Annotated in this window: 25 protein-coding genes; 15 read left to right on the top strand and 10 right to left on the bottom strand. The window is 71.0% G+C overall.

The genetic code is table 11. The annotated features are described in order from the left end of the window. Positions 1–14: 14 nt before the first annotated feature. Positions 15–209, bottom strand: a complete 195-nt coding sequence (locus O7614_RS05920; protein ID WP_278137471.1) for an acyl-CoA carboxylase subunit epsilon — start codon at positions 207–209, stop codon at positions 15–17. A gap of 90 nt (positions 210–299) precedes the next feature. On the opposite strand from O7614_RS05920, the gene O7614_RS05925 reads away from it, so the two are divergent. After that, entirely contained in the window at positions 300–2,288 is a 1,989-nt protein-coding gene (locus tag O7614_RS05925) for a serine/threonine-protein kinase (protein ID WP_278137472.1), read from the top strand. A 65-nt stretch (positions 2,289–2,353) separates the two neighbouring features. After that, positions 2,354–2,581, top strand: a complete 228-nt coding sequence (locus tag O7614_RS05930) for a hypothetical protein (RefSeq protein ID WP_278137473.1) — start codon at positions 2,354–2,356, stop codon at positions 2,579–2,581. A gap of 76 nt (positions 2,582–2,657) precedes the next feature. Here the strand turns inward: O7614_RS05930 and O7614_RS05935 are convergent, their stop codons facing one another. Both O7614_RS05935 and O7614_RS05940 read right to left on the bottom strand, forming a co-directional pair. Then, positions 2,658–3,410: a GH25 family lysozyme gene (locus O7614_RS05935; RefSeq protein ID WP_278142166.1), complete on the bottom strand. Its 753-nt coding sequence runs from the start codon at positions 3,408–3,410 to the stop codon at positions 2,658–2,660. A gap of 125 nt (positions 3,411–3,535) precedes the next feature. After that, on the bottom strand, positions 3,536–4,087 hold the full coding sequence (locus tag O7614_RS05940) for a Uma2 family endonuclease (RefSeq protein ID WP_278137474.1): 552 nt from the start codon (positions 4,085–4,087) through the stop codon (positions 3,536–3,538). Between the two features lie 101 nt (positions 4,088–4,188). Between O7614_RS05940 and O7614_RS05945 the strand changes: the two genes are divergently transcribed. The 4 genes from O7614_RS05945 to O7614_RS05960 all read left to right on the top strand — a co-directional run bounded on the left by O7614_RS05945 (position 4,189) and on the right by O7614_RS05960 (position 7,488). After that, positions 4,189–4,932 carry a M50 family metallopeptidase gene (locus O7614_RS05945; protein WP_278137475.1) on the top strand — a complete coding sequence of 248 codons (744 nt, stop codon included), beginning with the start codon at positions 4,189–4,191 and terminating at the stop codon, positions 4,930–4,932. Positions 4,933–5,094: 162 nt separating this feature from the next. After that, positions 5,095–6,078 (top strand): 2-dehydropantoate 2-reductase N-terminal domain-containing protein, encoded by a 984-nt coding sequence (locus tag O7614_RS05950; RefSeq protein ID WP_278137476.1) that lies wholly within the window; start codon positions 5,095–5,097, stop codon positions 6,076–6,078. A gap of 62 nt (positions 6,079–6,140) precedes the next feature. Then, complete coding sequence (locus O7614_RS05955) at positions 6,141–6,641, top strand: SigE family RNA polymerase sigma factor (RefSeq protein WP_278137477.1); 501 nt, start codon at positions 6,141–6,143, stop codon at positions 6,639–6,641. After that, positions 6,634–7,488: a hypothetical protein gene (locus O7614_RS05960; RefSeq protein WP_278137478.1), complete on the top strand. Its 855-nt coding sequence runs from the start codon at positions 6,634–6,636 to the stop codon at positions 7,486–7,488. Before O7614_RS05955 ends, O7614_RS05960 begins: the two co-directional genes overlap by 8 nt. A gap of 8 nt (positions 7,489–7,496) precedes the next feature. Here the strand turns inward: O7614_RS05960 and O7614_RS05965 are convergent, their stop codons facing one another. Further along, positions 7,497–9,080, bottom strand: a complete 1,584-nt coding sequence (locus O7614_RS05965; RefSeq protein ID WP_278137479.1) for an acyl-CoA carboxylase subunit beta — start codon at positions 9,078–9,080, stop codon at positions 7,497–7,499. A gap of 84 nt (positions 9,081–9,164) precedes the next feature. Between O7614_RS05965 and O7614_RS05970 the strand changes: the two genes are divergently transcribed. Together O7614_RS05970 and O7614_RS05975 are read left to right on the top strand one after the other, a co-directional pair. After that, on the top strand, positions 9,165–10,040 hold the full coding sequence (locus tag O7614_RS05970) for a biotin--[acetyl-CoA-carboxylase] ligase (RefSeq protein WP_278137480.1): 876 nt from the start codon (positions 9,165–9,167) through the stop codon (positions 10,038–10,040). Between the two features lie 152 nt (positions 10,041–10,192). Further along, positions 10,193–10,765 carry a PH domain-containing protein gene (locus O7614_RS05975; protein ID WP_278137481.1) on the top strand — a complete coding sequence of 191 codons (573 nt, stop codon included), beginning with the start codon at positions 10,193–10,195 and terminating at the stop codon, positions 10,763–10,765. 44 nt (positions 10,766–10,809) lie between these two features. Here the strand turns inward: O7614_RS05975 and O7614_RS05980 are convergent, their stop codons facing one another. From O7614_RS05980 to O7614_RS05990, 3 genes are all read right to left on the bottom strand, one after another. Next, a complete protein-coding gene (locus O7614_RS05980; protein ID WP_278137482.1) occupies positions 10,810–11,508 on the bottom strand; it encodes a MaoC/PaaZ C-terminal domain-containing protein in 699 nt (232 codons plus the stop codon). Then, positions 11,505–12,209 (bottom strand): GtrA family protein, encoded by a 705-nt coding sequence (locus O7614_RS05985; RefSeq protein WP_278137483.1) that lies wholly within the window; start codon positions 12,207–12,209, stop codon positions 11,505–11,507. The genes O7614_RS05980 and O7614_RS05985 overlap by 4 nt, the downstream gene beginning before the upstream one ends. A gap of 63 nt (positions 12,210–12,272) precedes the next feature. Continuing rightward, positions 12,273–12,821 carry a GtrA family protein gene (locus O7614_RS05990; RefSeq protein WP_278137484.1) on the bottom strand — a complete coding sequence of 183 codons (549 nt, stop codon included), beginning with the start codon at positions 12,819–12,821 and terminating at the stop codon, positions 12,273–12,275. Positions 12,822–13,248: 427 nt separating this feature from the next. On the opposite strand from O7614_RS05990, the gene O7614_RS05995 reads away from it, so the two are divergent. The 4 genes from O7614_RS05995 to O7614_RS06010 all read left to right on the top strand — a co-directional run bounded on the left by O7614_RS05995 (position 13,249) and on the right by O7614_RS06010 (position 18,470). Continuing rightward, complete coding sequence (locus O7614_RS05995) at positions 13,249–15,093, top strand: phosphoenolpyruvate carboxykinase (GTP) (protein ID WP_278137485.1); 1,845 nt, start codon at positions 13,249–13,251, stop codon at positions 15,091–15,093. A gap of 37 nt (positions 15,094–15,130) precedes the next feature. Then, entirely contained in the window at positions 15,131–15,988 is an 858-nt protein-coding gene (locus tag O7614_RS06000) for a hypothetical protein (RefSeq protein WP_278137486.1), read from the top strand. A 537-nt stretch (positions 15,989–16,525) separates the two neighbouring features. Continuing rightward, on the top strand, positions 16,526–17,668 hold the full coding sequence (locus O7614_RS06005) for a geranylgeranyl reductase family protein (protein WP_278137487.1): 1,143 nt from the start codon (positions 16,526–16,528) through the stop codon (positions 17,666–17,668). Between the two features lie 31 nt (positions 17,669–17,699). After that, positions 17,700–18,470 carry an isoprenyl transferase gene (locus O7614_RS06010; protein ID WP_074316799.1) on the top strand — a complete coding sequence of 257 codons (771 nt, stop codon included), beginning with the start codon at positions 17,700–17,702 and terminating at the stop codon, positions 18,468–18,470. A 36-nt stretch (positions 18,471–18,506) separates the two neighbouring features. Here the strand turns inward: O7614_RS06010 and otsB are convergent, their stop codons facing one another. The 3 genes from otsB to O7614_RS06025 form a co-directional block, all read right to left on the bottom strand. Next, positions 18,507–19,331: a trehalose-phosphatase gene (otsB, locus tag O7614_RS06015; RefSeq protein WP_278137488.1), complete on the bottom strand. Its 825-nt coding sequence runs from the start codon at positions 19,329–19,331 to the stop codon at positions 18,507–18,509. 67 nt (positions 19,332–19,398) lie between these two features. Further along, positions 19,399–19,752, bottom strand: a complete 354-nt coding sequence (locus O7614_RS06020; protein WP_278137489.1) for a hypothetical protein — start codon at positions 19,750–19,752, stop codon at positions 19,399–19,401. Between the two features lie 162 nt (positions 19,753–19,914). Beyond that, on the bottom strand, positions 19,915–20,358 hold the full coding sequence (locus O7614_RS06025; RefSeq protein WP_278142167.1) for an XRE family transcriptional regulator: 444 nt from the start codon (positions 20,356–20,358) through the stop codon (positions 19,915–19,917). A gap of 264 nt (positions 20,359–20,622) precedes the next feature. Here O7614_RS06025 and O7614_RS06030 point away from each other — a divergent pair, with 264 nt between their 5' ends. From O7614_RS06030 to O7614_RS06040, 3 genes are all read left to right on the top strand, one after another. Next, complete coding sequence (locus tag O7614_RS06030; protein WP_278137490.1) at positions 20,623–20,967, top strand: hypothetical protein; 345 nt, start codon at positions 20,623–20,625, stop codon at positions 20,965–20,967. A gap of 31 nt (positions 20,968–20,998) precedes the next feature. Next, positions 20,999–21,334 (top strand): hypothetical protein, encoded by a 336-nt coding sequence (locus O7614_RS06035; protein ID WP_278137491.1) that lies wholly within the window; start codon positions 20,999–21,001, stop codon positions 21,332–21,334. Between the two features lie 405 nt (positions 21,335–21,739). Continuing rightward, a complete protein-coding gene (locus O7614_RS06040; protein WP_278137492.1) occupies positions 21,740–23,155 on the top strand; it encodes a PhoH family protein in 1,416 nt (471 codons plus the stop codon). Positions 23,156–23,341: the final 186 nt, after the last annotated feature.

The raw sequence follows: 23,341 nt of genomic DNA on the forward strand, positions 1-23,341 counted from the left end.
CCGGGTAGGTCGGGTCAGCGTGGCAGGCCGGCGGCGCGCCACCCGCCGGGGCTGACCGGACGCCCGCTGCGCGCCCAGGCGGACGCGGTCACCGGGGCGGGGGTCACGGCCGGGCGGGAGCGGACGACGATCGCCCCGACGAGAGCGGCCAACTCCTCGGCGGTTGGCACACCGCGGACGACCCGGATCAGCGGCTCTTCGGCAGACATGCCGCCAGGGTACGCGGCCGGAAGTTACGGGGAACGCACAGTGGCGTGCCGGCGGTGTGAGCGTCGGCGGGTCCGGGTACCGTCTCAGCGATGTCGAACGCGCTTCCCCAACTCGTCGCTGACCGATACCGGCTCCTGTCGCCGCTCGGCCAGGGTGGCATGGGCCGGGTGTGGAAGGCGCGCGACGAGGTGCTGCACCGGGATGTCGCGATCAAGGAGTTGGTGCCGCCGCCCGGTCTCACCGACGAGGAGCGCCGCGAGATGCGCGAGCGCTCGTTGCGGGAGGCGCGGGCCATCGCCCGGCTCAACCACGCCAATGTGGTCCGCATCTTCGACGTGCTGCGCACCGACGGCGATCCGTGGATCGTCATGGAGTACGTGGCGTCGAGGTCGTTGCAGGACACGCTCGCCGAGGACGGCCCGGTGTCGGTGGCCCGCACGGTGGAGATCGGGCTCGGTGTGCTGGGGGCGCTCAGCGCCGCTCACAAGGCGGGCGTCATGCATCGCGACGTCAAGCCGGGCAACGTGTTGCTCGGCGAGGACGGCCGGGTGGTGTTGACCGATTTCGGCCTCGCCACGATTCCGGGCGACCCGAACGTGACCCGCACCGGCATGGTGCTCGGCTCACCCGCGTACATCTCGCCGGAACGGGCCCGCGACGGTACCGCCGGGCCCGAGGCCGACCTGTGGTCGCTGGGCGCCACGCTCTACGCGGCGGTCGAGGGCAAGTCGCCGTACGCCCGGCCGTCGGCGATCGGCACCCTGGCCGCGTTGGCCACCGAGCCGATCCCGCCGCCGAAGAACGCCGGGCCGCTCAAGGCCGTGCTCAACGGGCTGCTGCGCAAGGACCCGAACGAGCGGATCACCGCCGAGGTGGCGGAGCGGTTGCTGCGCCGCGCCGGGGGTAAGCGGTCGCGCGGGATTTCGCTGCTCGATGGCGTACGTCGACCGGGGCCGAACGGTCCGCGCGAGCCGCGCCTGCCGGTGGTGCCGGCACCGCGACCGGCCGAGAAGATCGATCGCCCGGTGTCGCCGCCGCCGGCCGCCGCTGCCGTGACCCCGGTCCCTGACGCGCCACCGGCCGCCACGACGCCGACGACCGCCGATGCCATGCCGACGGCCGTGGTTGCGTCCGATGTGGAGCCCGATGCGGCCGCGGCAGAGCCGACGGCCACGATCGACCGACCGGCCCCGGCCGACGCCGACCCGACCGCGAAGGTCACGGTCACCGGCGACTCGACCGGCGACGGTACGGCCAACGACGACGACGAGCCGACGATCGTCGACGGCCCGCCGGTGGCGCCGGAGCAGCGCAAGCCGTCGACCCCGACGTCTCTCATGCCCCCGGTGGGTCCGGCCGGTCGCGCGGCGGTGCCGCTGTCGGACGGCACGAAGCCGAACAACACCCGCCGCAACCTGCTGGTCGGGGCCCTGGTCGCCCTGCTGCTGATCGGCCTCGTGGTGATCGTGCCGCTGCTCACCAAGGACGACGACGCGACCCCACAGGCCGACCCGACAGGTGTGGCCGCCGCGACGTCGGCGCCCGCGCCGACCACTGCGGCGGCCGTGCCGCCGCCGACGACCGGTGCGCCGAGCCCGACGCCCTCGGCAACGCCCTCGGCGGACCCGAACGCGCTCCCGGCGGGCTGGAAGCTGCACAAGGATCCGGCCGGCTTCACCCTGCCGATCCCCGACGGTTGGGTGCGTAGCCAGGTCGACGGCAACACTGTCGTCTTCGACCAGTCCAACGGGCCGGGCGAGCTGCTCGTGCAGTGGACCAACACCCCGGAGAAGGACGCCGTCGCCGACTGGCGGGAGCAGGAGCCGAACCGCAAGAGGCTCGTCAACAACTACCAGAACCTCGGCATCAAGCCCTGCGACTTCTGGAAGACCTGCGGCGACTGGGAGTGGCTGGAGACCCGGGACGGGCAGCGGATCCACGTCCGTAACCGTGGGTTCGTGACGGCCAGTAACCGGGGCTACGCCCTGCGGTGGGAGATCGCCGACAAGGACTGGCAGGCCAACCTGCCGAACTTCGATCGGATCGCCGCCGGTTTCGTGCCCGACCGCCAGGACTGAAACTCATTCGCATGACCTTCCGTCGTCCTGGGTATTTGACCTTCGACGACGGAGGGAGGCACGACATGGGTTACCGACGGAGGGACACCCGGCCCCGGCTGGCACTGTGGATGCTCGTCGCGCTCGGCGACGCGATCCTGCTGCTGGTCGCCGTGGGGGTTCCGGCGCTCATCGCACTGCTCGGCGTCGTGATCGTTGCCGGTTGCGGGGTCGCCGCCTGGCGGCTGTCGCGCCGGGGTGCGCTGGCTCGCGAGGAAGCTGTGGTGCCGGCGCTGAGCCGACGGCGGGCCTGAATCGACTGTGTGGCGGCAGCCGGACCGATTGTCGACCGTGAGGTGACCGTCGATCCCGCTGCCGCCAACGGCCCGGTCAGGTGTTGTTGGCCAGGGCGATCAGGCGACTCCGGTCGCCGTTCCAGTAGTTGCGGTCCACGTTTCCGCTGATCCCGGAGACCGCGCCGGTGCTGGTGTACTGCCAGAAGCTCCACACCGACGCGCCGGCCGGCAGGGCGCCCGGCGTGCTCGACCAGCGGGCCAGCCAGAGCGGGTGGTTCGCCCACGGGCCGGTCCAGCTGCCGGTGCACTGGTTCCACCAGCTCGTGGTGGTGTAGATGACCGCGTACCGGCCGGTGCGGGAGCGGTAGGTGTTCAGGAAGTCCTGGACCCAGTTGCGCATCCCGGTGGTGCTGAGCCCGTAGCAGTAGCCGCCGCTGTACGGGTTGGCCTCGATGTCCAGTGCGGCCGGCAGGGTGCGGCTGTCCGCCGACCAGGCGCCGCCGTTGGAGGCCAGGTAGTTGGCCTGGGTGGAGCCGGCGGAGATGTTCGGGCGGGCGAAGTGGTATGCCCCGCGGATCACCCCGGCGTTGTACGAGTTGACGTAGTTCGCGTTGAAGTTCGGGTCCTTGTAGCTGGTGCCCTCGGTCGCCTTGATGAAGGCGAACTGGATGCCCGCGTTGCGGACGCTGGTCCAGTTGATGGTGCCCTGGTAGCGGGACACGTCGACGCCGGGTGTGGTGGCGGCGGCCGCCGGTCCGGCGGTCGCGACCAGGGCCGCCGCCGTGGTGGCGAGGACGGTGAGGCCGGCCGCGAGCGCGCGGCGCAGCGGTGACGGGGTACGGACCATGAGTGCCTCCAAGAGGATCGCTCTATCGACAACCATCTTTGGAGGTAAGTGCCCAAGATCGCAAGTGCAGCTGAAAAAAGCTTCATCGACGGGATGCGAAGGCCCGGTGTGCCGAGTGGGACGGTTCAGTGCAGCGTGGCCGGGTCGAGCTGCCAGCGGAACGGCTCGACGACAGTCAACGTCTCGCCGGGCTTGGCCACCTGGTCCTCGACGTAGTGCTCACCGTCCAGCCGGTACAGCCGCAGCGAGTGCCCGTCCCCGTCCTGCTCGACAAGCAGGTACCAGCGAATTCGCGCGATGGCGTAGAGCTGCATCTTGACCAGCCGGTCGGCAGCGGCGTTGCCGGGCGAGACGATTTCTCCAACGAGGGCAACCCGGTCGGCGTCGAGAAAGGCGCCGTCGTCGTCGATGTCGGTCACGACGAGATCCGGAATGACGACCCGGTCGATGCCGAGCCGGACGTTGATCGCCTCATAGACCAACAGGCCGTCAGGATCAGCCGCTGCCTCGATGCTGTTCGCCAGCCGGCGCGACACCCGCTGGTGCCATCGGCTCGGGGCAGGGCTCACGATCAGGCTCCCGTCGAGCAGCTCGATCCGGTCCGGGGTTTCACCCAGGGCGAAGTAGTCGGCCTCGGTCCAGAGCCCGACGTGGTGTCCCAGGGGTTCCGCACTCATCGGCGCTCACCTCCCGCTTCACTCGCCACCCGATCAGTCTCACAGGATACGAGCCGATGCCTCCGGAGCGACACGGAACGCCGCCGGTAGGCTCGCGCCCCATGATGTCGATCGACGGACTGGGCGAGAAGTGGGACACGCTGTTCGGCGCGCAGCCGGACCCGCCCGCGCTGCTGGTGCTGATCACCGCCGCCGTCGCGTTGGTGGTGGTGTCCACCCGGCTGCCCTGGCGGATCGCCCGGAACGCCATCACCATCGCCCACGAGGGTGGGCACGCACTGATAGCCCTGCTCACCGGCCGGAAGCTGCGCGGCATCCGGCTGCACTCGGACACGTCCGGGCTGACGCTCTCCGCCGGCCGCCCCACCGGACCGGGCATGATCCTCACCCTGCTCGCCGGGTACGTCGCCCCGCCACTGGTCGGGTTGGCCGGCGCCTGGCTGCTCGGCGGTAACCGGATCACCCTCCTGCTCTGGGTGGCGGTGGCGCTGCTGCTGGCCATGCTCGTCATGATCCGCAACGCCTTCGGCGTGGTGTCGCTGCTGGTCACCGGTGCGCTGGTGTTCGCCGTCTCCTGGTACGCCACGCCGCAGGTCCAGGCCGCGTTCGCGTACACCGGGGTGTGGTTCCTTTTGCTCGGTGGGGTGCGGCCGGTGGTGGAGCTGCAACGGCTGCGCTCGCGGGGCCGGATGCCCGCCTCCGACGCCGACCAGCTCGCCGGACTGACCCCGTTCCCGGCGATCTTCTGGGTGATGGTCTTCGCACTGGTCAACCTGGCCGCCCTGGTCGCCGGTGCGCTCCTGCTCGCCGGCCCGATCCTCACCGGCCCCGGCCTGACGGTCTGACCCGCCCGCCCCCCACCCCACCCCGCCCCCCACCTCGCACGGTCGATCATGGAGTTGTGGTGGGTAACAAAAGCCGCGAAAACTCCCGACTCGGGCACCACAACTCCATGATCGACGGGATGAGGGCGGGATGAGGGGCGGAGGGGCGGGCAGAATGGGGGCATGCGATACGTGATCATCGGGGCGGGCGCAGTCGGCGGGACGATCGGTGTGCGGTTGGCCGAGGCCGGCCGGGACGTGACCCTGGTGGCCCGTGGCGCGCACCTCGACGTGATCCGGGAGCGGGGGCTGACGCTGCGGCAGCCCGACGGTGAGGTCACCGCCCGGCTCGCCGCCACGGACGGGCCCGGCGACGAGCCGCTGCCGGCGGACACGGTGCTGGTCCTCACCGTCAAGTCGCAGGACACCGACGGCGCGCTGGCCGCCTGGGTGGACGCGCCGGTGGCCGGCGGCGGTACGGCCGGCGAGCGGCTGCCGCTGGTGACCGCGCAGAACGGGGTGGCCAACGAGCGGGCCGCGCTGCGCCTCTTCGCCGACGTGCACCCGGTCTGCGTCTGGCTGCCCGCCACCCACCTGGACCCGGGCGTGGTGGTGGCCAACGGCTACCCGCACCCGGGAATGCTCCACATCGGCCGCTACCCGAGCGGTGCCGACGACACCGACCGGGTGATCGCCGCGGACCTGGACGCCGCCGGCTTCGTCGCCCCGGTGCGGGCGGACGTCATGCGCTGGAAGTACGGCAAGCTGCTCAGCAACCTCGGCAACGGTCTGCAGGCGTTGCTCGGTCGGGACATCCCCGACGCGCTGGCCGAGCGGGTACGCGCCGAAGGCGTGGCCGCGCTCGCCGCCGCCGGCATCGCGCACACCTCGACGGAGGAGGAGAAGGCCGAACGTGGCGACCTGGTCGGCCAGCGACCGGTCGACGGCGAGGCCCGCTCCGGCGGCTCCACCTGGCAGAGTCTGGCCCGGGGCACCGGCTCGACCGAGGTCGACCACCTCAACGGCGAGGTCGCGCTGCTCGGCCGGCTGCACGGCGTACCGACACCGGCGAACGTCGCCGTCCAACGGGCGGTACGCCGGGCGGTCCGGGAGAGGATCGCGGCGGGCGCGTTCCCACTCGCCCACCTGGAGAAGATGATCGCCTGATCGGGGCAACCGACGGCCCCGCCCGGTGCGTGTTCCCTGCGACCGACACGGGGAGGTAGCGGGTGCCGGACGTCGACGGGTTCGACGAGTTCTACCGGGGGAGTCGGCAACGGCTGCTCGGATTCGTCTACGTGCTCACCGGCGACCGGGGCGAGGCGCAGGACGCCGTGCAGGAGGCGTACATCCGGGCCTGGCAGCGCTGGTCCACAGTCGGTGGCTACGACGACCCGGAGGCGTGGGTGCGGGTGGTGGCCAGCCGGATCGCCGTCAGCCGGTGGCGCAGCCTGCGCAGCCGGGCCCGAGCGTACCTGCGGCACGGGGCCACCGAGACCGTTCCCGGCCCGGGCACCGACACCGTCGAGGTGGTCGCCGCCCTGCGCCGGCTGCCCGAGGAGCAACGCGTCGCCATCGCCCTCTACTACCTGGTGGGCATGCCGGTCGCCGAGGTGGCGCGGGAGACCGAAGCTCCGGTGGGCACGGTCAAGGCTCGACTCTCCCGAGGGCGTGCCGCGCTCGCCGGGCTGCTCGCCGTCTCTGACCTGGAGGAGGCCACCGATGCGTGACGACCTGACGTTCGTCGAACAGGTCCAGCGGGACCTGCAGGACGTGCGCTGGCTCGGCCCGGAGGAGATTCGCGCCCAGGCCCGTCGCCGCAGCCAGCGCAGGATCGTGGTGGCCACCGTCGTGCTGGCCCTCGCCGGGGTTGCCGGCGTGGCGGTCGCTGCTCCGCGCAAGACTCCGTCGCCGGCCCTGCCGGTCGCGTCCGCCTCGCCGACCCGGCACGAGATCACCACCGACGCACTGTTGCAGCCAGCCGACCTGCCGCAGCCCGTCGATGTGCAGCTCAGCGATTCCGGGCTCGGTGAGCCGGTCCAACTGGATCACGAGCTCGACTCCTGCCGGACGAGCCAGGGGCGCTCGGACGGACGGAAGATGTCCATCCTGTCCCGCTCGCAGACCCTGGTGCACAAGCAGTCTCCGAGCGCTGCCACGCAAAGCAAGGGCGTGTTCACGCAGGATCTCTTCCGAATGGTGCCCGAAGCGGCCACGCAGCTCTTCGCCGATCTGGACGAGCTGGTCGCACCCTGCGCCGAGTGGCGCAGCGTCGGGCAGGTGGAGACGGCAGAGGGCATCCGCACGATGGAGGCGGTCCACCGGTGGGCGGTGGCGCAGAGGGGTTTCGCCGGGGACGACGCCGCCATCCTGCGCGACTCGCTCACCGCCCCGCGGGACGTGCAGACCGGGCAGCCGCTCGCCGACGATCCGACGCCGATCCTGCTGGCGGTCGTCCGGGTCGGCGACACCGTCTCGGTACTCCGCCTCGGCTACGAGAGCACCGAGGCGGAGCTCATGCAGCTCACCGTGGCGGCGGCGGCCCGGATGTGCGCCGCCGCCAACCCGCCCTGCTGACACCAGCCTCAGAGCGGGATGTTGCCGTGCTTCTTCGGCGGCAGGGTCTCCCGCTTGGTGCGCAGGACGCGCAGCGCCCGGACGATCTGGGTACGCGTCTCGTGCGGCGGGATCACCGCGTCGACGTACCCGCGCTCGGCGGCCACGTACGGGTTGGCCAGGGTGTCCTCGTACTCGGCGATCTTCTCGGCCCGCACCGCGGCCGGGTCGTCCGCGCCGGCCAGCTCGGAGCGGTAGAGGATGTTCACCGCGCCCTGCGCGCCCATCACCGCGATCTGCGCGGTCGGCCAGGCGAAGTTCAGGTCCGCGCCGAGGTGCTTGGAACCCATCACGTCGTACGCCCCGCCGTACGCCTTGCGGGTGATCACGGTGACCTTGGGGACGGTCGCCTCGGCGTACGCGTAGATGAGCTTGGCGCCCCGGCGGATGATGCCGTCCCACTCCTGGCCGGTGCCGGGCAGGAAGCCGGGAACGTCCACGAAGGTCAGCACCGGGATGTTGAACGCGTCGCAGGTGCGCACGAAGCGGGCGGCCTTCTCCGAGGCGGCGATGTCCAGGGTGCCGGCGAAGTGCATCGGCTGGTTGGCGACCACGCCGACCGGCCGTCCTTCGACCCGGCCGTAGCCGACCACGATGTTCTGCGCGTAGAGCGGTTGGACCTCCAGGAAGTCCCCGTCGTCCAGGACGTGCTCGATCACCGTGTGGATGTCGTACGGCTGGTTGGCGGAGTCCGGGATCAGGGTGTCCAGTTCGCGGTCCTCGTCGCTGATCTCCAGCGCGGCGGGAGCCTCGACGACCACCGGCTCGTCGAGGTTGTTCGACGGCAGGTACGACAGCAGCGCCTTCACGTAGTCGACCGCGTCCTCCTCGTCGCTGGCGAGGTAGTGCGCGTTGCCGCTGCGGGAGTTGTGCGTCCGCGCCCCGCCCAACTCCTCCATGCCGACGTCCTCGCCGGTCACCGTCTTGATGACGTCTGGTCCGGTGATGAACATGTGCGAGGTCTGGTCGACCATCACGGTGAAGTCGGTGACCGCCGGGGAGTAGACCGCGCCGCCGGCGCAGGGACCCATCACCAGCGAGATCTGCGGGATGACACCGGAGGCCCGGACGTTGCGGAAGAAGATCTCCCCGTAGAGGCCGAGGGAGACCACGCCCTCCTGGATGCGGGCGCCGCCGGAGTCGTTGATGCCGACCACCGGGCAGCCGATCTTCATGGCCAGGTCCATCACCTTGACGATTTTTTCGCCGAAGACCTCACCGAGTGAGCCACCGAAGACCGTGAAGTCCTGGGCGAAGACGCACACCTGCCGGCCGTCGACCGTGCCGTAGCCGGTGACCACGCCGTCGCCGTAGGGACGGTTCTTCTCCAGCCCGAAGGCCGTGGACCGGTGCCGGGCCAACTCGTCCAGCTCGACGAAGGAGCCCTCGTCGAGCAGCATCTCGATCCGCTCGCGGGCGGTCCTCTTGCCGCGCGCGTGCTGCTTCTCGACGGCGCGGGCCGACCCGGCGTGCACCGCCTCGTCGACCCGGCGCTCCAGGTCCGCCAGCTTGCCCGCGGTGCTGTGGGTGTTGGTCCCGGTCTCGGTAGTCACCCAGGGAATATAACGATGGTTCAGGTGGGTGCCGCTGTGCAGTACGCCTCAGTGCCGACGCGCCGCCCGCCGTAGGCTGACGGGATGTCGGGCTCCCCGTACACGAATCTTGATCGCCCGCCGCTGTCGGCGGCCCGGCTGCGCCGCGCGTTGGTCGCGCCGAACGGGCCGTGGGCCCGGCTGGAGCTGCGCACCGAGACCGGCTCCACCAACGCCGACGTGGCCGAGGCCGCTCGGACCGGCGAGCCGGAGGGCCTGGTCGTGGTCGCCGAGCAGCAGACCGCCGGGCGTGGTCGACGCGGTCGGGTCTGGCAGTCGCCGGCGCGGGCCGGCATCACCACCAGCGTCCTGCTGCGGCCTGGCGAGGCCGTGCCGGACCGCGATTGGCTGCCGGTGCCACCCACCGGGTACGGGTGGCTGCCGTTGCTGGCCGGCGTGGCGCTGGTCGAGGCGGTGGCCCGGTTGGCCGAGCTGGAGGCCACCCTCAAGTGGCCCAACGACCTGCTGATCGACGACGCGAAGTGCGCCGGTGTGCTGGCCGAGGTGGTGCCCGGGCGTTCACCGGACGAGCCGCCGGCCATCGTGCTCGGCATCGGGCTCAACGTGACGCTGCGCGCGGACGAGCTGCCGGTGAACCCGACCGGGCTGCCGGCCACGTCGCTGCAACTGGCCGGCGCGGCGGCCACCGACCGGGATCCGCTGCTGCGTGCGTTGCTGCGCTCGGTGGCCGAGTGGTACGACAGTTGGCGTTCGGCGGGCGGCGACGCGGTGGCCAGCGGTCTGCGCGACGCCTACCTGGCGGCCTGTTCGACGGTCGGCCGTGAGGTGCGCGTCATGCTTCCCGACGGTGAGGTGCTGACCGGCGCAGCGACCGGGGTGGACCGGGACGGCCAACTCCAGGTGGCCACCGCGACGACCACCCGTACCCTGGCCGCCGGTGACGTCCTCCACCTGCGCTGATCTCACGACCGGCGTCGAACGCACGACGGCCGCGACCGGCCTTCCACTTTGCAAGATCGTGAAGTGTGGGGTGGGGCCGCGTGGCGGATGTTGTGGTGGGCTCTGGGGGGTTTACCGTCTGCGCGTCGAGAAGATGGCGTTGGAGGTTCCCCGTGGCGTTTCCAGAAGATGTGCTCACGAAGGACGAGCACGTCGTGCTGCACCTACATCCGCACTGGAAGGCACTGATCCGGCCGATCGTGGTGCTGGTGCTGGCGATCGCCGCGGTGGTGGTCGGCGTGCTCCTGCTGCCCGAGAGCAGTGGCGGTTCGATCGCGCTGGCCGTGATCGGGGTGATCGCCCTGGTCGCGGTGCTGTGGCTCGGTCTGTGGCCGTTCCTGGTCTGGCGTACCACCCACTACCTGTTCACCAATGAACGTGTGCTGTTGCAGCAGGGTGTCTTCTCCCGGGACCGGCGGGACCTCCCGCTCACCCGGATCAACGACCACTCGATGAACCAGCAGTTCGTCGAGCGTCTGCTGGGCTGCGGCACGCTCACCATCGAGTCGGCCGGCGAGCGTGGCCAGTCGGTGCTGGCTGACGTGCCGGGGGTCGGCCGCGTACAGACCACCCTCTACGAGTTGGTCGAGGCACAGCACGACAAGCACTCGCTGGGCGACGGGGAGATGCGCGACATCCTGGCCGACATGAGCGAGGGTAAGCCGCTGCGCGACACCACGACCTGATCATCCGTAACGACGGAGACCCGCCCTGACCGACGTCGGGCGGGTCAGTCGTGCGGGTCGACAGTGGGCGGGGCACTCGCGGACGGTACGGCCCCGTCCGTCATGGTCCCGGCCGGTGACGGCGTGCTGGCGCGAGCGCCGGCCGCGCCGCTTTCGGGCAGGTCGCCGGCGGGTGGGCCGGCTTCGGGCGGGCCGCTGGCGGGTGGGCCGGCTTCGGGCGGGTCGCTGGCGGGTGGGCCGGCTTCGGTCGGTCGCGCGGCGAACCAGCCACGGAACCGGGTGCGCAACACCTCCTGCTCGGGCCGGTCGTCCGGGCCGAGGCGGAGCATGGTGCCGGTGAGGCTGACGGTGCCGAGCCCCGGCCGGGCGGTGGACGGTCGGGCTCCCATCACGTCGACCCGAACGGCGAGCCGGTCGCCGGCGCGCACGGGAGCGAGCCAGCGCAGCTCCTCCAGGCCCGGGGAGGCGTCCGCCGCCGCCCGGGACAGCAGGTGGTCGACGTACGCGCGCATGAACAGGCTGACCGTGTAGAAGCCGCTCGCGATCAACCCACCATGCCGGCTCTCCCCGGACAGGTCCGGGTCGACGTGGTACCACTGCGGGTCGAATCGACGGGCGAAGGCGACCATCTCGTCGCCGTCCACGGTGACCACGCCGAGATCGACGGTGAGCCCGGGGACGAGATCCTCGAAGAACAGCTCGGCGGGTTGTCCGGTGCCGGAGCGCGCGACGGGTGTCGTCACCGGCGGGGTGAGCGGCGGGTGCCGACGTGCAGCTCTGCGGCGAGTTCCGCGTCCAGGTCGGCAGCGGGGCTGACGCTCAGCCGCCTGGGCCGCCCCTGCGTGGGAGCGCCGGGCGGTGGATCGCCACGGTGCGCGGCCTCCGCCTCCTCCAGCTCGGAGACCGACTCGGCGAGTTCGGCGACCGGGTCCATCTCCGCCATGGTGTCCCACTCGTCGCGCGGAATGTCGTGCCAGGTGGAGTCCGACTTCGTCTCGTCCTCGACCTTCGCGACGGGCTGGAAGACGAAGGTCCGGTAGGACCAGAACCGGAACAGCGTGGCGAGCAGGACGCCGACGGTCTTGGCCACGTTCAGTGCGAGCAGGCCGTGCACGCCGAGGCCGTACTTGGCCGCAGCCACCGCGCCGAGCTCAATGAGCAGACCAGCGCCATTGAAAAGGAAGAAGAGGACGTACTCGCGTCGAAGTGCTGATTTCGGGCGATCCCGGTACGTCCAGTGCCGATTCATGAGGTACGACGTGATCGTGGCGACGATGGTCGCGATCACGGTTGCCTTCAACTGACCATTGACGAAAACGGTCAGTGCAAGGGCATTGAACACCGCGTAATTGATGACGGTGTTGATGCCGCCGACGATGCCGAACTTGAGCGCCTCGTGGATGAACTTCTGCCAGCGCTCAGGCAGCAGACGGACAAGACGCATGCGAAACACCTTAGGGCAGTCGTGTCAGCCGGCGATCACCGGCCGAACAGGGTAGGCGGCAGGTCACGCCCCGTGGTCACGGTCGGGCATGACCTGCGGAACGGTCGGGGTTCCCGCTTCGACGAAGACGAACCGCCGGTACGACCAGAATCGGAACAGCGTGCCGAACCCTGTGCCGACGATGTAGCTGGCCACGTTGTCGGCCAGGCGCGTCTCGAACACGGCCGGCCAGATGCTGCCGAGCCCGTACCGACTGATCGCGAGGCAGGCCACCGCGATGCCGAGCCCAACTGCGTTGAACAGGAAGAACAGCGCGTATTCACGGGCCGGGTGGTTGCGCTGACGGTGGCGCCACGTCCAGAACCGGTTGCCCAGGAAGGCGACGGAGGCCGCGATCACCGTGGAGATCGTCTTGGCCGTCAACTCTTCCACGCCGCGACTGCTCGTCAGGTAGTTGAAGAGCGCGAAGTCGACGAGAAAGGCGACACCGCCCACGGTGGCGAACTTGCTCATCTCGCGGACGAGGTGACCGAAACGATCCAGCATCTTGCGGACCAGACCCGGTCGGGTCTGCCGGGGACCCGGTTGCTCCCCGGTCATCGTGGCGGCCACGGGGCGAGCCTACCGGCTGTGGACCAGTCAGCGGGGTAGCAACGGCGAGCGGGTGTGGCCGCACGCGGGAGGCCAGCGCCGTGTGCGGAACGGTTGAACGCAGCGTAACCAATTGGGAGGACTGTCGCGGCCCGGAACGGGAATCCACGCACCGGTCGGCGGGGCATGTCCACGGCCCGACCGCAACAAGAGTCCGCCGGGGTGCACAACAAGATTTGCGTGAAACTGCGCGGGAAAGCGGGTATTAGCTCGTGATGCCGCAGCGTAGCCGTAGCTTGTGCAGTTCTTCACAACCAGTCCCACTGACTCGGAAGGCTGTCCGGTTTACGCTGAGGCCAATCCCAGGTTTCCACGAAGGCGTCGCATCGCGCCGCTGAGTCTCGTGCATCCCATAGATCGGTCAGCGTCGACCACAAGGAGATGTGTCATGGTTGCTCCGGCTGTTGTGCGGGGTATCGATCAGGCCCCGACGTCCCACCCGAAACTGCTCGCCTGGGTCCGTGAGGTCGCAGAACTGACCACCCCCGACCGTGTCGTCTGGGTGGACGGGTCCGACGAGGAGTGGCGCCGCCTCACCGACGAGCTGGTCGAGGCCGGGACGCTGGTCCGGCTGAACCCGGAGAAGAAGCCCAACTCGTTCTACGCCCGTACCGACCCGTCGGACGTCGCCCGGGTCGAGGAACGCACCTACATCTGCTCCGTCGACGAGGCGGACGCCGGCCCCACCAACAACTGGATGGCACCGGCCGAGATGAAGCGGACGATGACGGATCTGTACCGGGGCTCGATGCGCGGTCGCACGATGTACGTCATTCCGTTCGTGATGGGCCCGGTCGAGGCCGAGTCTCCGATGTTCGGTGTCGAGATCACCGACAGCCCGTACGTGGTCGCCTCCATGCGGATCATGACGCGGATGGGTGCCCGGATCCTCGAGGCGATGGGTGACGACGCGGACTTCGTACATGCCCTGCACTCGATCGGCGCGCCGCTCGCCCCCGGTCAGCAGGACGTGGCCTGGCCGTGCAACGAGACCAAGTACATCTCGCACTTCCCGGAGACCCGGGAGATCTGGTCGTACGGCTCCGGGTACGGCGGCAACTCGCTGCTCGGCAAGAAGTGCTACTCCCTGCGGATCGCCAGCGTGATGGGCCGGGACGAGGGCTGGCTCGCCGAGCACATGCTGATCCTCAAGATCACCTCGCCGGAGGGCAAGACGTACCACATCGCCGGCGCGTTCCCGTCCGCCTGCGGTAAGACCAACCTCGCCATGGTGGAGCCGACCATCCCGGGCTGGAAGGTCGAGACCATCGGCGACGACATCGCCTGGATGCGGTTCGGCCCGGACGGCCGCCTCTACGCGGTCAACCCCGAGTACGGCCTGTTCGGCGTCGCGCCCGGCACCGACTGGAAGACCAACGCCAACGCCATGCGCACCCTGGACCGGGGCAACTCCGTCTTCACCAACGTCGGCCTCACCGACGACGGCGACATCTGGTGGGAGGGCATGGGTGAGCCGCCGGCGCACCTGATCGACTGGAAGGGCAACGACTGGACGCCGGAGAGCGACAGCCTGTCCTCGCACGCGAACAGCCGGTTCTGCACCCCGATCACCCAGTGCCCCATCCTCGCCGACGAGTACTTCGACCCGAACGGCGTACCGATCGATGCGATCCTCTTCGGTGGCCGCCGCAAGGACACCGTCCCGCTGGTGACCGAGGCCCGCGACTGGGTGCACGGCGTCTACATGGGTGCCACGCTCTCCTCGGAGACCACCGCGGCCGCGTCCGGTGCCGTCGGCGTGGTCCGCCGGGACCCGATGGCGATGCTGCCCTTCATCGGCTACCACGCCGGGGACTACTTCCGGCACTGGATCGAGATGGGCAAGGGCGCTGACGGCGACGAGGCGAAGCTGCCGAAGATCTACTACGTCAACTGGTTCCGCAAGGACCCGGAGGGTTCGTTCCTCTGGCCGGGCTTCGGGGAGAACTCCCGGGTGCTCAAGTGGGTCGTCGAGCGGATCGAGGGCACGGCCGACGCGGTCGAGACCCCGGTGGGCATGGTCCCCGCGCCGGACGCGCTGGACGTCGAGGGTCTGGACATGACCCCGGAGGACGTCCGGATCGCCCTGAAGGTCGACCCGGAAGAGTGGCGCAACGAGCTGCCGATGATCACGGAGTGGTTCGAGAAGTTCGGTGACAAGCTGCCCGGCGTGCTCTGGGCCGAGCTGGACGCGCTGCGCGCGCGTCTGGACGCCGCGCAGCCGCAGCGGTAGGTGTGAAGACCGCCCCCTGCGGGCATCATCGGATCCCATGAGGACGGCCGCCGAGACCCAGGTCCGGCGGCCGTCCGCCGTCCGGGTGCTCACCATCCTGCTCGCGACGACGGCGGCGGCGACCGTCGTGGTCGAGCTGCTCAATTGGTGGTACGCCCCGGAGCAGGGCTTCGGACTGGCCGTACGGACCGGCTGGGCGATGCTGCGCTCGTTCGGCTTCCTGCTGTTGATCGGGCACGTCCGGCGGGGCCGCACGGTGGCCCGCCCGTTCGGGTTGATCCTCGCGGTCACCACGATCTTCGCGGTCGGCCGACTCATCGTGCCCCGGCAGGGGGTGCCGCCGCTGCCCGGGCTGCTCGGCTTCGCCGTGCTCACCGCGCTCTGCGCCGCGGTGGTCTGGCTGCTCTACCGCTCGTCGGCGCTGGCCGGGCACCTGGTCCGGCACCGGCCCCGACTCGTCATCGACCGGGACGGCATCTCCTGGCGGGAGACCCCTCCGCGCCGGCCGCAGGCCAACGCCTGGCTGTTGACCAGCCGGGTGGCGGCGTTCACCTACAGCCCGCTGATGCTGGTACCAGCCCTGGTGGCCGGAGGATCCATCCTGGACGGGCGGCTGAGCGCGGTACCGGCCGTCCTATTCTGGTTCGGCGCGGGCATCGCTGCCAGCTACGCCGTGCTGTTCTGCACCGCGTTCCTGATGCGGGGCAAGGACTGGGCGCGTGGCCTGCTGGTCGCCGTAACGGTCGTCGTACTCGCCGTGGATCTGCCGCTGTGCTGGTGGCTGCTGGGCGTGGACGGCCTGGTCCGCGACGGCGGCCCCCTGCTCGCCGCCGCGGCGCTGGCCCTCTACGGCCTGCGCCGGGCGAGCCGCGCCGACGACGCAGTCCCAGCCTGACCCGACGACGCCCCGCGCCCCGCGCGGTCCCGGGTCCCCTGCGCCCTGCGCCGCGCGCCCTGCGCCGCGCGCCCTGCGCCGCGCGCCCTGCGCCGCGCGCCCTGCGCCGCGCGCCCTGCGCCGCGCGCCCTGCGCCGCGCGCCCTGCGCCGCGCGCCCTGCGCCGCGCGCCCTGCGCCGCGCGCCCTGCGCCGCGCCCGCCCCGCGCCAAGATCGCGCTCGAACAAGGAAGTAGGGGTCTCATCGATGCGCCGATACCACTACTTCATGGTTCGAGCGTGGTCATGCGGGCGCACACCGCGCTGCCGCGGCGTGATCGACGCGCCGCACCGCCGCGGCGTGATCATGCGGGCGCGCTCTCGCGGATCGGTCGCTCCGGTGACGACGGCCGGGAAACGTGCCAGTGCGAGAGCGGTCCGCGCGTGCCGACAGGGGGCAGGATGGCGGGGTGGCGTCGGTCACAACGACCGACGTGGCGGCGCGGGTGGATCGTCGGGGCGGTGCGGGAGCAGTCGCGCCGGCCGGAGGGAGGCGCACGGTGAGCGACGAGTTCGACGTGGTGGTGGTGGGGGCCGGACCGGCGGGGGCAGCCGCCGCGCTGACCGCCCGCCGGGCGGGTGCCAGCGTGCTGTTGCTGGACCGGGCCGACTTCCCCCGGGACAAAGCGTGTGGCGACGGGATCGCCGCGCACTCGGTGGACGTGCTTGCCGAGCTGGGGGTGACCGAGGCGGTGGCGGGCTACGCCCCGCTGCCCGCCCTGCGCATGATCGCGCCCGGTGGCGGTGCCGTGGCCCGGGCGCTGCCCCGCCCCGCGTACACCGTGCCCCGGGAGGTCTTCGACGCGCGCCTCGTGGCGGCTGCCGTGGCGGCCGGCGCCCAACTGCGTCGGCACACCGTCCGCCGGGTCGAGCCGCGCGCCGACCGGGTGGTGCTGGACGGGGAGTTGTCCGGGCGGGTGCTGGTGGGCGCCGATGGTGCCGGGTCGGTGGTGCGGCGGGCCCTCGGCCACCCGCAGAATCCGGACCGGCACCTGGCGCTGGCCATCCGGGGGTACGCGCCGGCCCTCCCCGGCCCGCCCGAGCAGCTCATCGTCACCTCGCGGGCACGCTGGCCGGCGTACGCCTGGTCGTTCCCGATCGGCGACGGACGGGCCAACGTCGGGTACGGGGAGGTGCTGCGCGGTGAGCCGTTGAGCCGGGCCTACCTGCTGGACCGGCTGGCCGCGCTGCTGCCCGGCACCGACCTGGCGACGGTGACCGCGTTGCGTGCCCACCATCTGCCCCTGTCCACCCACCGGCCGGCACCGGGTCGAGGTCGCACGCTGTTGGCCGGGGACGCGCTGTCGTTGATCAATCCGTTCACCGGTGAGGGCATCTTCTACGCGCTGCTCTCCGGTGCGCTTGCCGGCGCGGCGGCGGCCCAGGCACCGGAGGAGGCCGCCGCCCGCTACGCCCAGGGACTGCGCCGCCGCCTCGGCACCCACCTGCGGCACAGCTCGTTCGCCGCCTGGTTGGCACGACGACGGCGGGTGGTGGACGCGGCGGTCCGGGCTGCCCGTCGGGACGATCGGGTGTTCTACGACGTGGTCGAGCTGGGGCTGGGTGACGGGCGTCTCAACGCGCGCACGCTGGCCATGATCGGCATCGGTCTGCCCGGCCGCGGTGGGGCTCCGAGGCAGTGAACTGGGGGAAGGGTCGCTACGCTGCTAGGTGATGACGCTGCGGAACCTTATCTACTCCGTGTACGAGCGCCGGCTCACGGCGAAGCTCGCCGGTAAGCCGGTGCCCCGCCATGTCGGGGTGATGTGCGACGGCAACCGCCGATGGGCGAAGGAGATGGGCTTCGTCGACCCGAACGACGGGCACCGGGTCGGCGCGGCGAAGATCAAGCACGTTCTCGGCTGGTGTGACCAGGCTGGCGTCGGGCACGTCACCCTCTATCTGCTGGCCACCGACAACCTGCGCCGTCCGGCCAGCGAGCTGGACCCACTCCTCAAGATCATTGAGGACCTGGTGGTGGAGTTGGCGGAGGAGGGCAACCCCTGGCGGCTGCGCATCGTCGGGGCGCTCGACCTGCTGCCGGCGCAGACCGCGGCGGCCCTCAAGGGCGCCGAGGAGCGCACCCGGGAACGCAGCGGCGGCGCGGAGGTCAACATCGCGGTGGGGTACGGCGGTCGCCGGGAGATCACCGACGCGGTCCGCTCGCTGCTGCTGGAGCATGCCGCCTCGGGCGGCACTATCGAGGAGTTGGCCGAGGTGCTGGACGTCGAGCACATCGCCGAGCACCTCTACACCCGTGGCCAGCCCGACCCCGACCTGGTCATCCGCACCAGCGGCGAGCAGCGTCTGTCCGGCTTCATGCTCTGGCAGTCCGCGCACTCGGAGTTCTACTTCTGCGAACTCAACTGGCCGGATTTCCGGCACATCGACTTCCTCCGGGCGCTTCGCTCGTACGCCACCAGGCAACGCCGCTACGGCGCCTGAGCGGGCTGGCCACGCGATCGTCGCCAGCCCGGCTGGTCAGGGCAGGTGGGTCAGTGCCCGGGTGAGGAAGTCGCCCAGGGCGGCCGGCGACTCGATCGTCAGGTCGGCGGCGTTCGCCACCTCGTGACCGGTCTCCGGGTTGGCCACCGCCACGCAGACGCCGAGGAAGTCCGGGTCGGCGGCGGCGCGGGCGCGCAGCGCGGCGAAGGCCTTGATGTCGGAGACGTCGTCGCCGAAATACCAGGCGCCGCTGGCGCCCTTGATCGCCTCGCCGATGACCATGCCCTTGTCCCGGTCCACTGGCGGCTTGAGCTCCAGCACCATCCGCCCGGCCTGCACCCGCAACCCGAGCCGGTCGGCCTGCGCCTCCCCCCACTGCTGCACGGTGGAGCCGAGCTGCGGGGCGGTGCGCCAGTGCAACGCCACGGAGAGCCGCTTGTACTCGACCAGCGTGCCGGGTGGCAGCTCCGCCCGAGCCTGGTCGGCCAGTTCCGCCATGGTCGGTACCCAGGGCAGCGCGGCCGGCTCGGTGACGGTCTCCCCGCCGGAGTGGCTGTGCTCCAGCCCGTAGAGGCCGTAGAGGTCCACGCCAGCGAGCCCGCCGAGTTGATCCCGGAGGAACTCGACAGGTCGGGCGGACACGATCGCGACCCGCTGCACGACCGGGGCCAACGCCTCGATCGCGGCCAGCGCCTTGGGCGCCGGGCGTACCGCGGTCGGATCGTCGTCGACGGGCGCGAGCGTGCCGTCGAAGTCGAAGAAGAGCACGGTCCCGGCCGCCCGGCTGGCGGTGGTCTGCCAGGCCTGGTCGGCGTTCAACGGGGTTCTCGGCTGCTGGTTGCCCAGATTCAACGGCGGCACGCGCGTCAGCGTACCCCGGCGATCGGGGCTCATTCCTGGCCGAGCGGACCCGTTGGGCGGTACGCGATCAGCGTTCGGCGGCCCCCCGTCCGCGCCGGCCGAACGGCACCACCGCCGCCTCCTGGCCGTGGCTCAGCAGGTAACCCTCCACGAAGCCGGTGTTGCGATCACCGGTGTGGTTCTCGATCTCGTTGAGCCGTGCCACCAGGAACTCGGTGAGGGCGGTGATCCGGTCGTTCAGACGCTCGTGCAGCTCGGCGACGACGGCCAGGACGACCGCGGTGCCGGCGGCGATGAGCACGAAGAGATTGACGAGCAGCGGAAGTTGCCCGCCATCGACTGCGAAAGTCACCGCGTTGCCGGTCGCCCACAGTGTCATCGACACCGTCGCGACCACGACTGCCAACCATTTCAGGGTCATGGACAGACCCCTCCTTCTGTCCCGCAGGGCTGGGTTCGGCCTTGTCCCGTCCCCCCGCCGATGACGAGCCCAAGCAGTACGAGTAGGGACGCTAGCGTGCCCGTTCCTGCCCCGGAGGTAAACGAATGAACCTGACCAGGCGTTCTTTCGCTATCTGAGGAACTACCCTGCCTGATTGCCCCTTTTTCGGACATCGACCGGCAACGTTGGGCGATATGCGAGGTATCTAATGGTTTCGCGGATGTGGAACTTCTCCGCGTCCGACACATTCGGATCGACGAGTCGGCGCAGCAACGCCTCGACGTCGGGGTCCATCGGAGGGGCGGGTTGACCCGTTCGGGGGCCGGCCGCGGCGCGGTCCCAGCCGAGTGCGGCGAAGGCGGCGGCGGGGTTCAACCCCAGGCCCTCGCAGAAGGCGACCACCCGCTCGGCCTCCGGGTCGCTGGCCCAGTCGCCCCGGACCCACCGGTTGATGGTCTGTCGGGAGACGCCGGTACGCCGGGACACCTCGGTCCCGCTCCAGGCCCGGGTCGCCCGTGCCTCGTCCAGGGCGCGCCGGACGAAGGTGGCGAAGGCGATCTTCCGCGCATTGGCCGTCTCGGTCACCCCGTGACCGTACGGCCAGCCGGTGCCGAGCGCGCGCCCCGGCTCGCCACTGTCACGCGGACGTGACGGGACCTTCGGGTTTCCGGTAAACGATTCGATGTCGCTGTTGAGGGGTGTCACGCGGGCAGAATAGATGCCCGTAGTGGTCAACGTAAGGGGACGAAAAGCTGATACTGTCACGTCCATGGGACAATCTACGGTGTGTCACGTGCATGAGACGACTGGTGCTCACATGCGTCACGCCCCCGGTGCCGAGGGGGTGTGGTGACCGAGCTCGCCACCCGCGCCCAGGCCTTCGGGCTGATCGCCGAGGGGGTGTCCTCGGGGCTGACCGCCCCCTGGCGCCTCTACCTCGCCCGAGGCTGCCGTTACCTGTCGCTGAGCGTCGGCGATCGCGCCGAGTGGAACGCCTGGCGTACCCATCTCGGCTGCCCCGAGCTGAGCGTCCGGGTCTACGACGCCGGCGGTGAGATCCGCCGCTCCTCGGTGGCCGAGGTCGTGCTCGACGGCTGCCGGATCAGCGTCGAGCTGGTCGAGGAGGTCAGCACCGACGACCTGGACCGGCTGCTCGTCGCGGATCCCACCACGATCGAGCCGGAGGAGCGATGACGCCGCGTCCGAGCGGGGCCGGAGCTGCCCGATGAGCCCGTTCCTCGCGGTTTTCCTCGTTGTGGTGCTCGGTGCCACCAGCTACGCCGCCGGCCGCCTGCACGGGCAGCTCAGCTACCGCATCGGCTACCGCTTCGGCTACCGGCAGGGCTACTTCGACGGTGACCGGGGTGCCTGGAACAGGCGCCGACGCGACGCCCAGGCGGCGATCGCCTCGGCCCTGTCGGTCGCGCCGGCGAGCGTGGCCCGCTCGGCGGCCGTCGCCACACGGCCGGGCACCACGTACACCGGTTCGTCGTTCACCGAGCCGGCCGCCCCGATCACCGGGCGGCACCCGACCGGCACGCTCGTCCGCCGTACCGGTTGAGGTCGGCTGGCGGGCGCCGCCCCGCCGACCGACGCCAGGAACGCGGTGCGTCGTCCGCGGCGGACACGCACCGTCGGGGCCACGTCAGACCGGTGACGGTGGCCCCACCGGCCGGGATGCGCGCAGGGGGCATGCATCCCGGCCGGTTCCGCCGCAGTGCCTTACGGCTGGTAGGTGCCTCGGTGAACGGGCGTTAACACACCTGTCTCGGGAGATCCACGTCCGACCTCTAGCCGAGAGGGTCCGGCGGGGCTAGCGTCTAGGCATGGCACGGGGTTCTCCCGAGCCAGCCGGTCCGCCCGGATCTGCGACCTCGCGCACGGGGTTCCGCATCCGACCCCGTGTCCCCGGGCACCGGAGGAGGCGGAACACGGGTGGCGGGTGCCCATCCGTCGGAGCAGGCCTGTGACGACTCGCCGTACCACCGCCGGTGCCGACCAGAGCCCGGCCGCGACTGCCACGACCCGCCGCGCCACCAGGAGCCGCCGTACGGCGGCCGCCGCGCCGGCCGACCCCAAGGAGCCGCGACCAGCCGGCCAGGCCTTTGTCCTGGACACGTCCGTGCTGCTCTCCGATCCGGCGGCGTTCCACCGGTTCGCGGAACACGAGGTGGTGCTGCCACTGGTGGTCATCACCGAGCTGGAGGGCAAGCGGCACCATCCCGAGCTGGGCTGGTTCGCCCGGCAGTCGCTGCGGATGCTCGACGACCTGCGCATCCGGCATGGCCGGCTGGACACGCCGGTGCCCGCCAACGACGTGGGCGGCACCCTGCGGGTGGAGCTGAACCACACCGACGACGGGGTGCTGCCGCCCGGTTTCCGTACCGAGAGCAACGACGCCCGGATCCTCTCCGTCGCGCTCAACCTCGCCGCCGAGGGGCGGGAGGTGACCCTGGTCAGCAAGGACATGCCGCTGCGGGTCAAGGCGGCCTCGGTGGGCCTGCGGGCCGACGAGTACCGCCACGGGCAGGCCAGCGACCCGACCTGGACCGGCATGGCCGAGATGGAGCTGACCGAGGAGCAGATCGGGTCGCTGTACGGCGGTGAGACGCTCGACCTCGACGAGGCGGCCGGGCTGCCCTGCCACACCGGCCTGGTGCTGCACTCGGGGCGTGGCTCGGCACTCGGTCGGGTGCTCCCGGACAAGTCGGTCCGGTTGGTCCGGGGTGACCGGGAGGCGTTCGGGCTGCACGGCCGCTCGGCCGAGCAGCGGATAGCGCTCGACCTGCTGCTCGACGAGTCGATCGGGATCGTCTCGCTGGGCGGCCGCGCCGGCACCGGCAAGTCGGCCCTGGCGCTCTGCGCCGGGCTGGAGGCGGTGATGGAGCGCCGTCGGCACAAGAAGGTGATCGTGTTCCGCCCGCTGTACGCCGTCGGCGGGCAGGAGTTGGGCTACCTGCCCGGCTCGGAGTCGGAGAAGATGTCGCCGTGGGCGCAGGCGGTCTTCGACACGCTCGGCGCGGTGGTGCACGAGAACGTGCTGGAGGAGGTCACCTCTCGGGGCATCCTCGAGGTGCTGCCGTTGACCCACATCCGGGGGCGCAGCCTGCACGACGCGTACGTGATCGTGGACGAGGCCCAGTCGCTGGAGCGCGGGGTGCTGTTGACAGTGCTCTCCCGGATCGGGCAGGGCTCCCGGGTGGTGCTCACCCATGACGTGGCCCAGCGGGACAATCTGCGCGTCGGCCGGCACGACGGCGTCACCGCCGTCATCGAGGCGCTCAAGGGCCATCCCCTCTTCGCGCACGTCACGCTCAGCCGTTCGGAGCGTTCGCCGATCGCCGCGATGGTGACCGATCTGCTGGAAGACATCCCGATCTGATCGTCATTTGGGGGAGTTTGTCCACATTTTAGATGTGGCACAGATCACAAAGAGGGCGGTTGGTTTCCCATCGGCCTCACTGTGCGCAATCGTGTCCCACGAGCGTCCACGCACCATGCGCATCGCTGGTGATCGTTAGTCCCGAGTGGGGCCGACATCGGCGGCGGTCGGTGCGTCGGCGCGACC

It is taken from the genome of Micromonospora sp. WMMD961 (genome assembly GCF_029626145.1).
GTDB lineage: Bacteria > Actinomycetota > Actinomycetes > Mycobacteriales > Micromonosporaceae > Micromonospora.

Coding starts and splice junctions, on each gene's coding strand:
- O7614_RS05920 (WP_278137471.1), bottom strand. CDS start 209: ATGTCTGCCGAAGAGCCGCTGATCCGGGTCGTCCGCGGTGTGCCAACC.
- O7614_RS05925 (WP_278137472.1), top strand. CDS start 300: ATGTCGAACGCGCTTCCCCAACTCGTCGCTGACCGATACCGGCTCCTG.
- O7614_RS05930 (WP_278137473.1), top strand. CDS start 2,354: ATGGGTTACCGACGGAGGGACACCCGGCCCCGGCTGGCACTGTGGATG.
- O7614_RS05935 (WP_278142166.1), bottom strand. CDS start 3,410: ATGGTCCGTACCCCGTCACCGCTGCGCCGCGCGCTCGCGGCCGGCCTC.
- O7614_RS05940 (WP_278137474.1), bottom strand. CDS start 4,087: ATGAGTGCGGAACCCCTGGGACACCACGTCGGGCTCTGGACCGAGGCC.
- O7614_RS05945 (WP_278137475.1), top strand. CDS start 4,189: ATGATGTCGATCGACGGACTGGGCGAGAAGTGGGACACGCTGTTCGGC.
- O7614_RS05950 (WP_278137476.1), top strand. CDS start 5,095: ATGCGATACGTGATCATCGGGGCGGGCGCAGTCGGCGGGACGATCGGT.
- O7614_RS05960 (WP_278137478.1), top strand. CDS start 6,634: ATGCGTGACGACCTGACGTTCGTCGAACAGGTCCAGCGGGACCTGCAG.
- O7614_RS05970 (WP_278137480.1), top strand. CDS start 9,165: ATGTCGGGCTCCCCGTACACGAATCTTGATCGCCCGCCGCTGTCGGCG.
- O7614_RS05985 (WP_278137483.1), bottom strand. CDS start 12,209: ATGCGTCTTGTCCGTCTGCTGCCTGAGCGCTGGCAGAAGTTCATCCAC.
- O7614_RS05995 (WP_278137485.1), top strand. CDS start 13,249: ATGGTTGCTCCGGCTGTTGTGCGGGGTATCGATCAGGCCCCGACGTCC.
- O7614_RS06000 (WP_278137486.1), top strand. CDS start 15,131: ATGAGGACGGCCGCCGAGACCCAGGTCCGGCGGCCGTCCGCCGTCCGG.
- O7614_RS06010 (WP_074316799.1), top strand. CDS start 17,700: ATGACGCTGCGGAACCTTATCTACTCCGTGTACGAGCGCCGGCTCACG.
- O7614_RS06020 (WP_278137489.1), bottom strand. CDS start 19,752: ATGACCCTGAAATGGTTGGCAGTCGTGGTCGCGACGGTGTCGATGACA.
- O7614_RS06035 (WP_278137491.1), top strand. CDS start 20,999: ATGAGCCCGTTCCTCGCGGTTTTCCTCGTTGTGGTGCTCGGTGCCACC.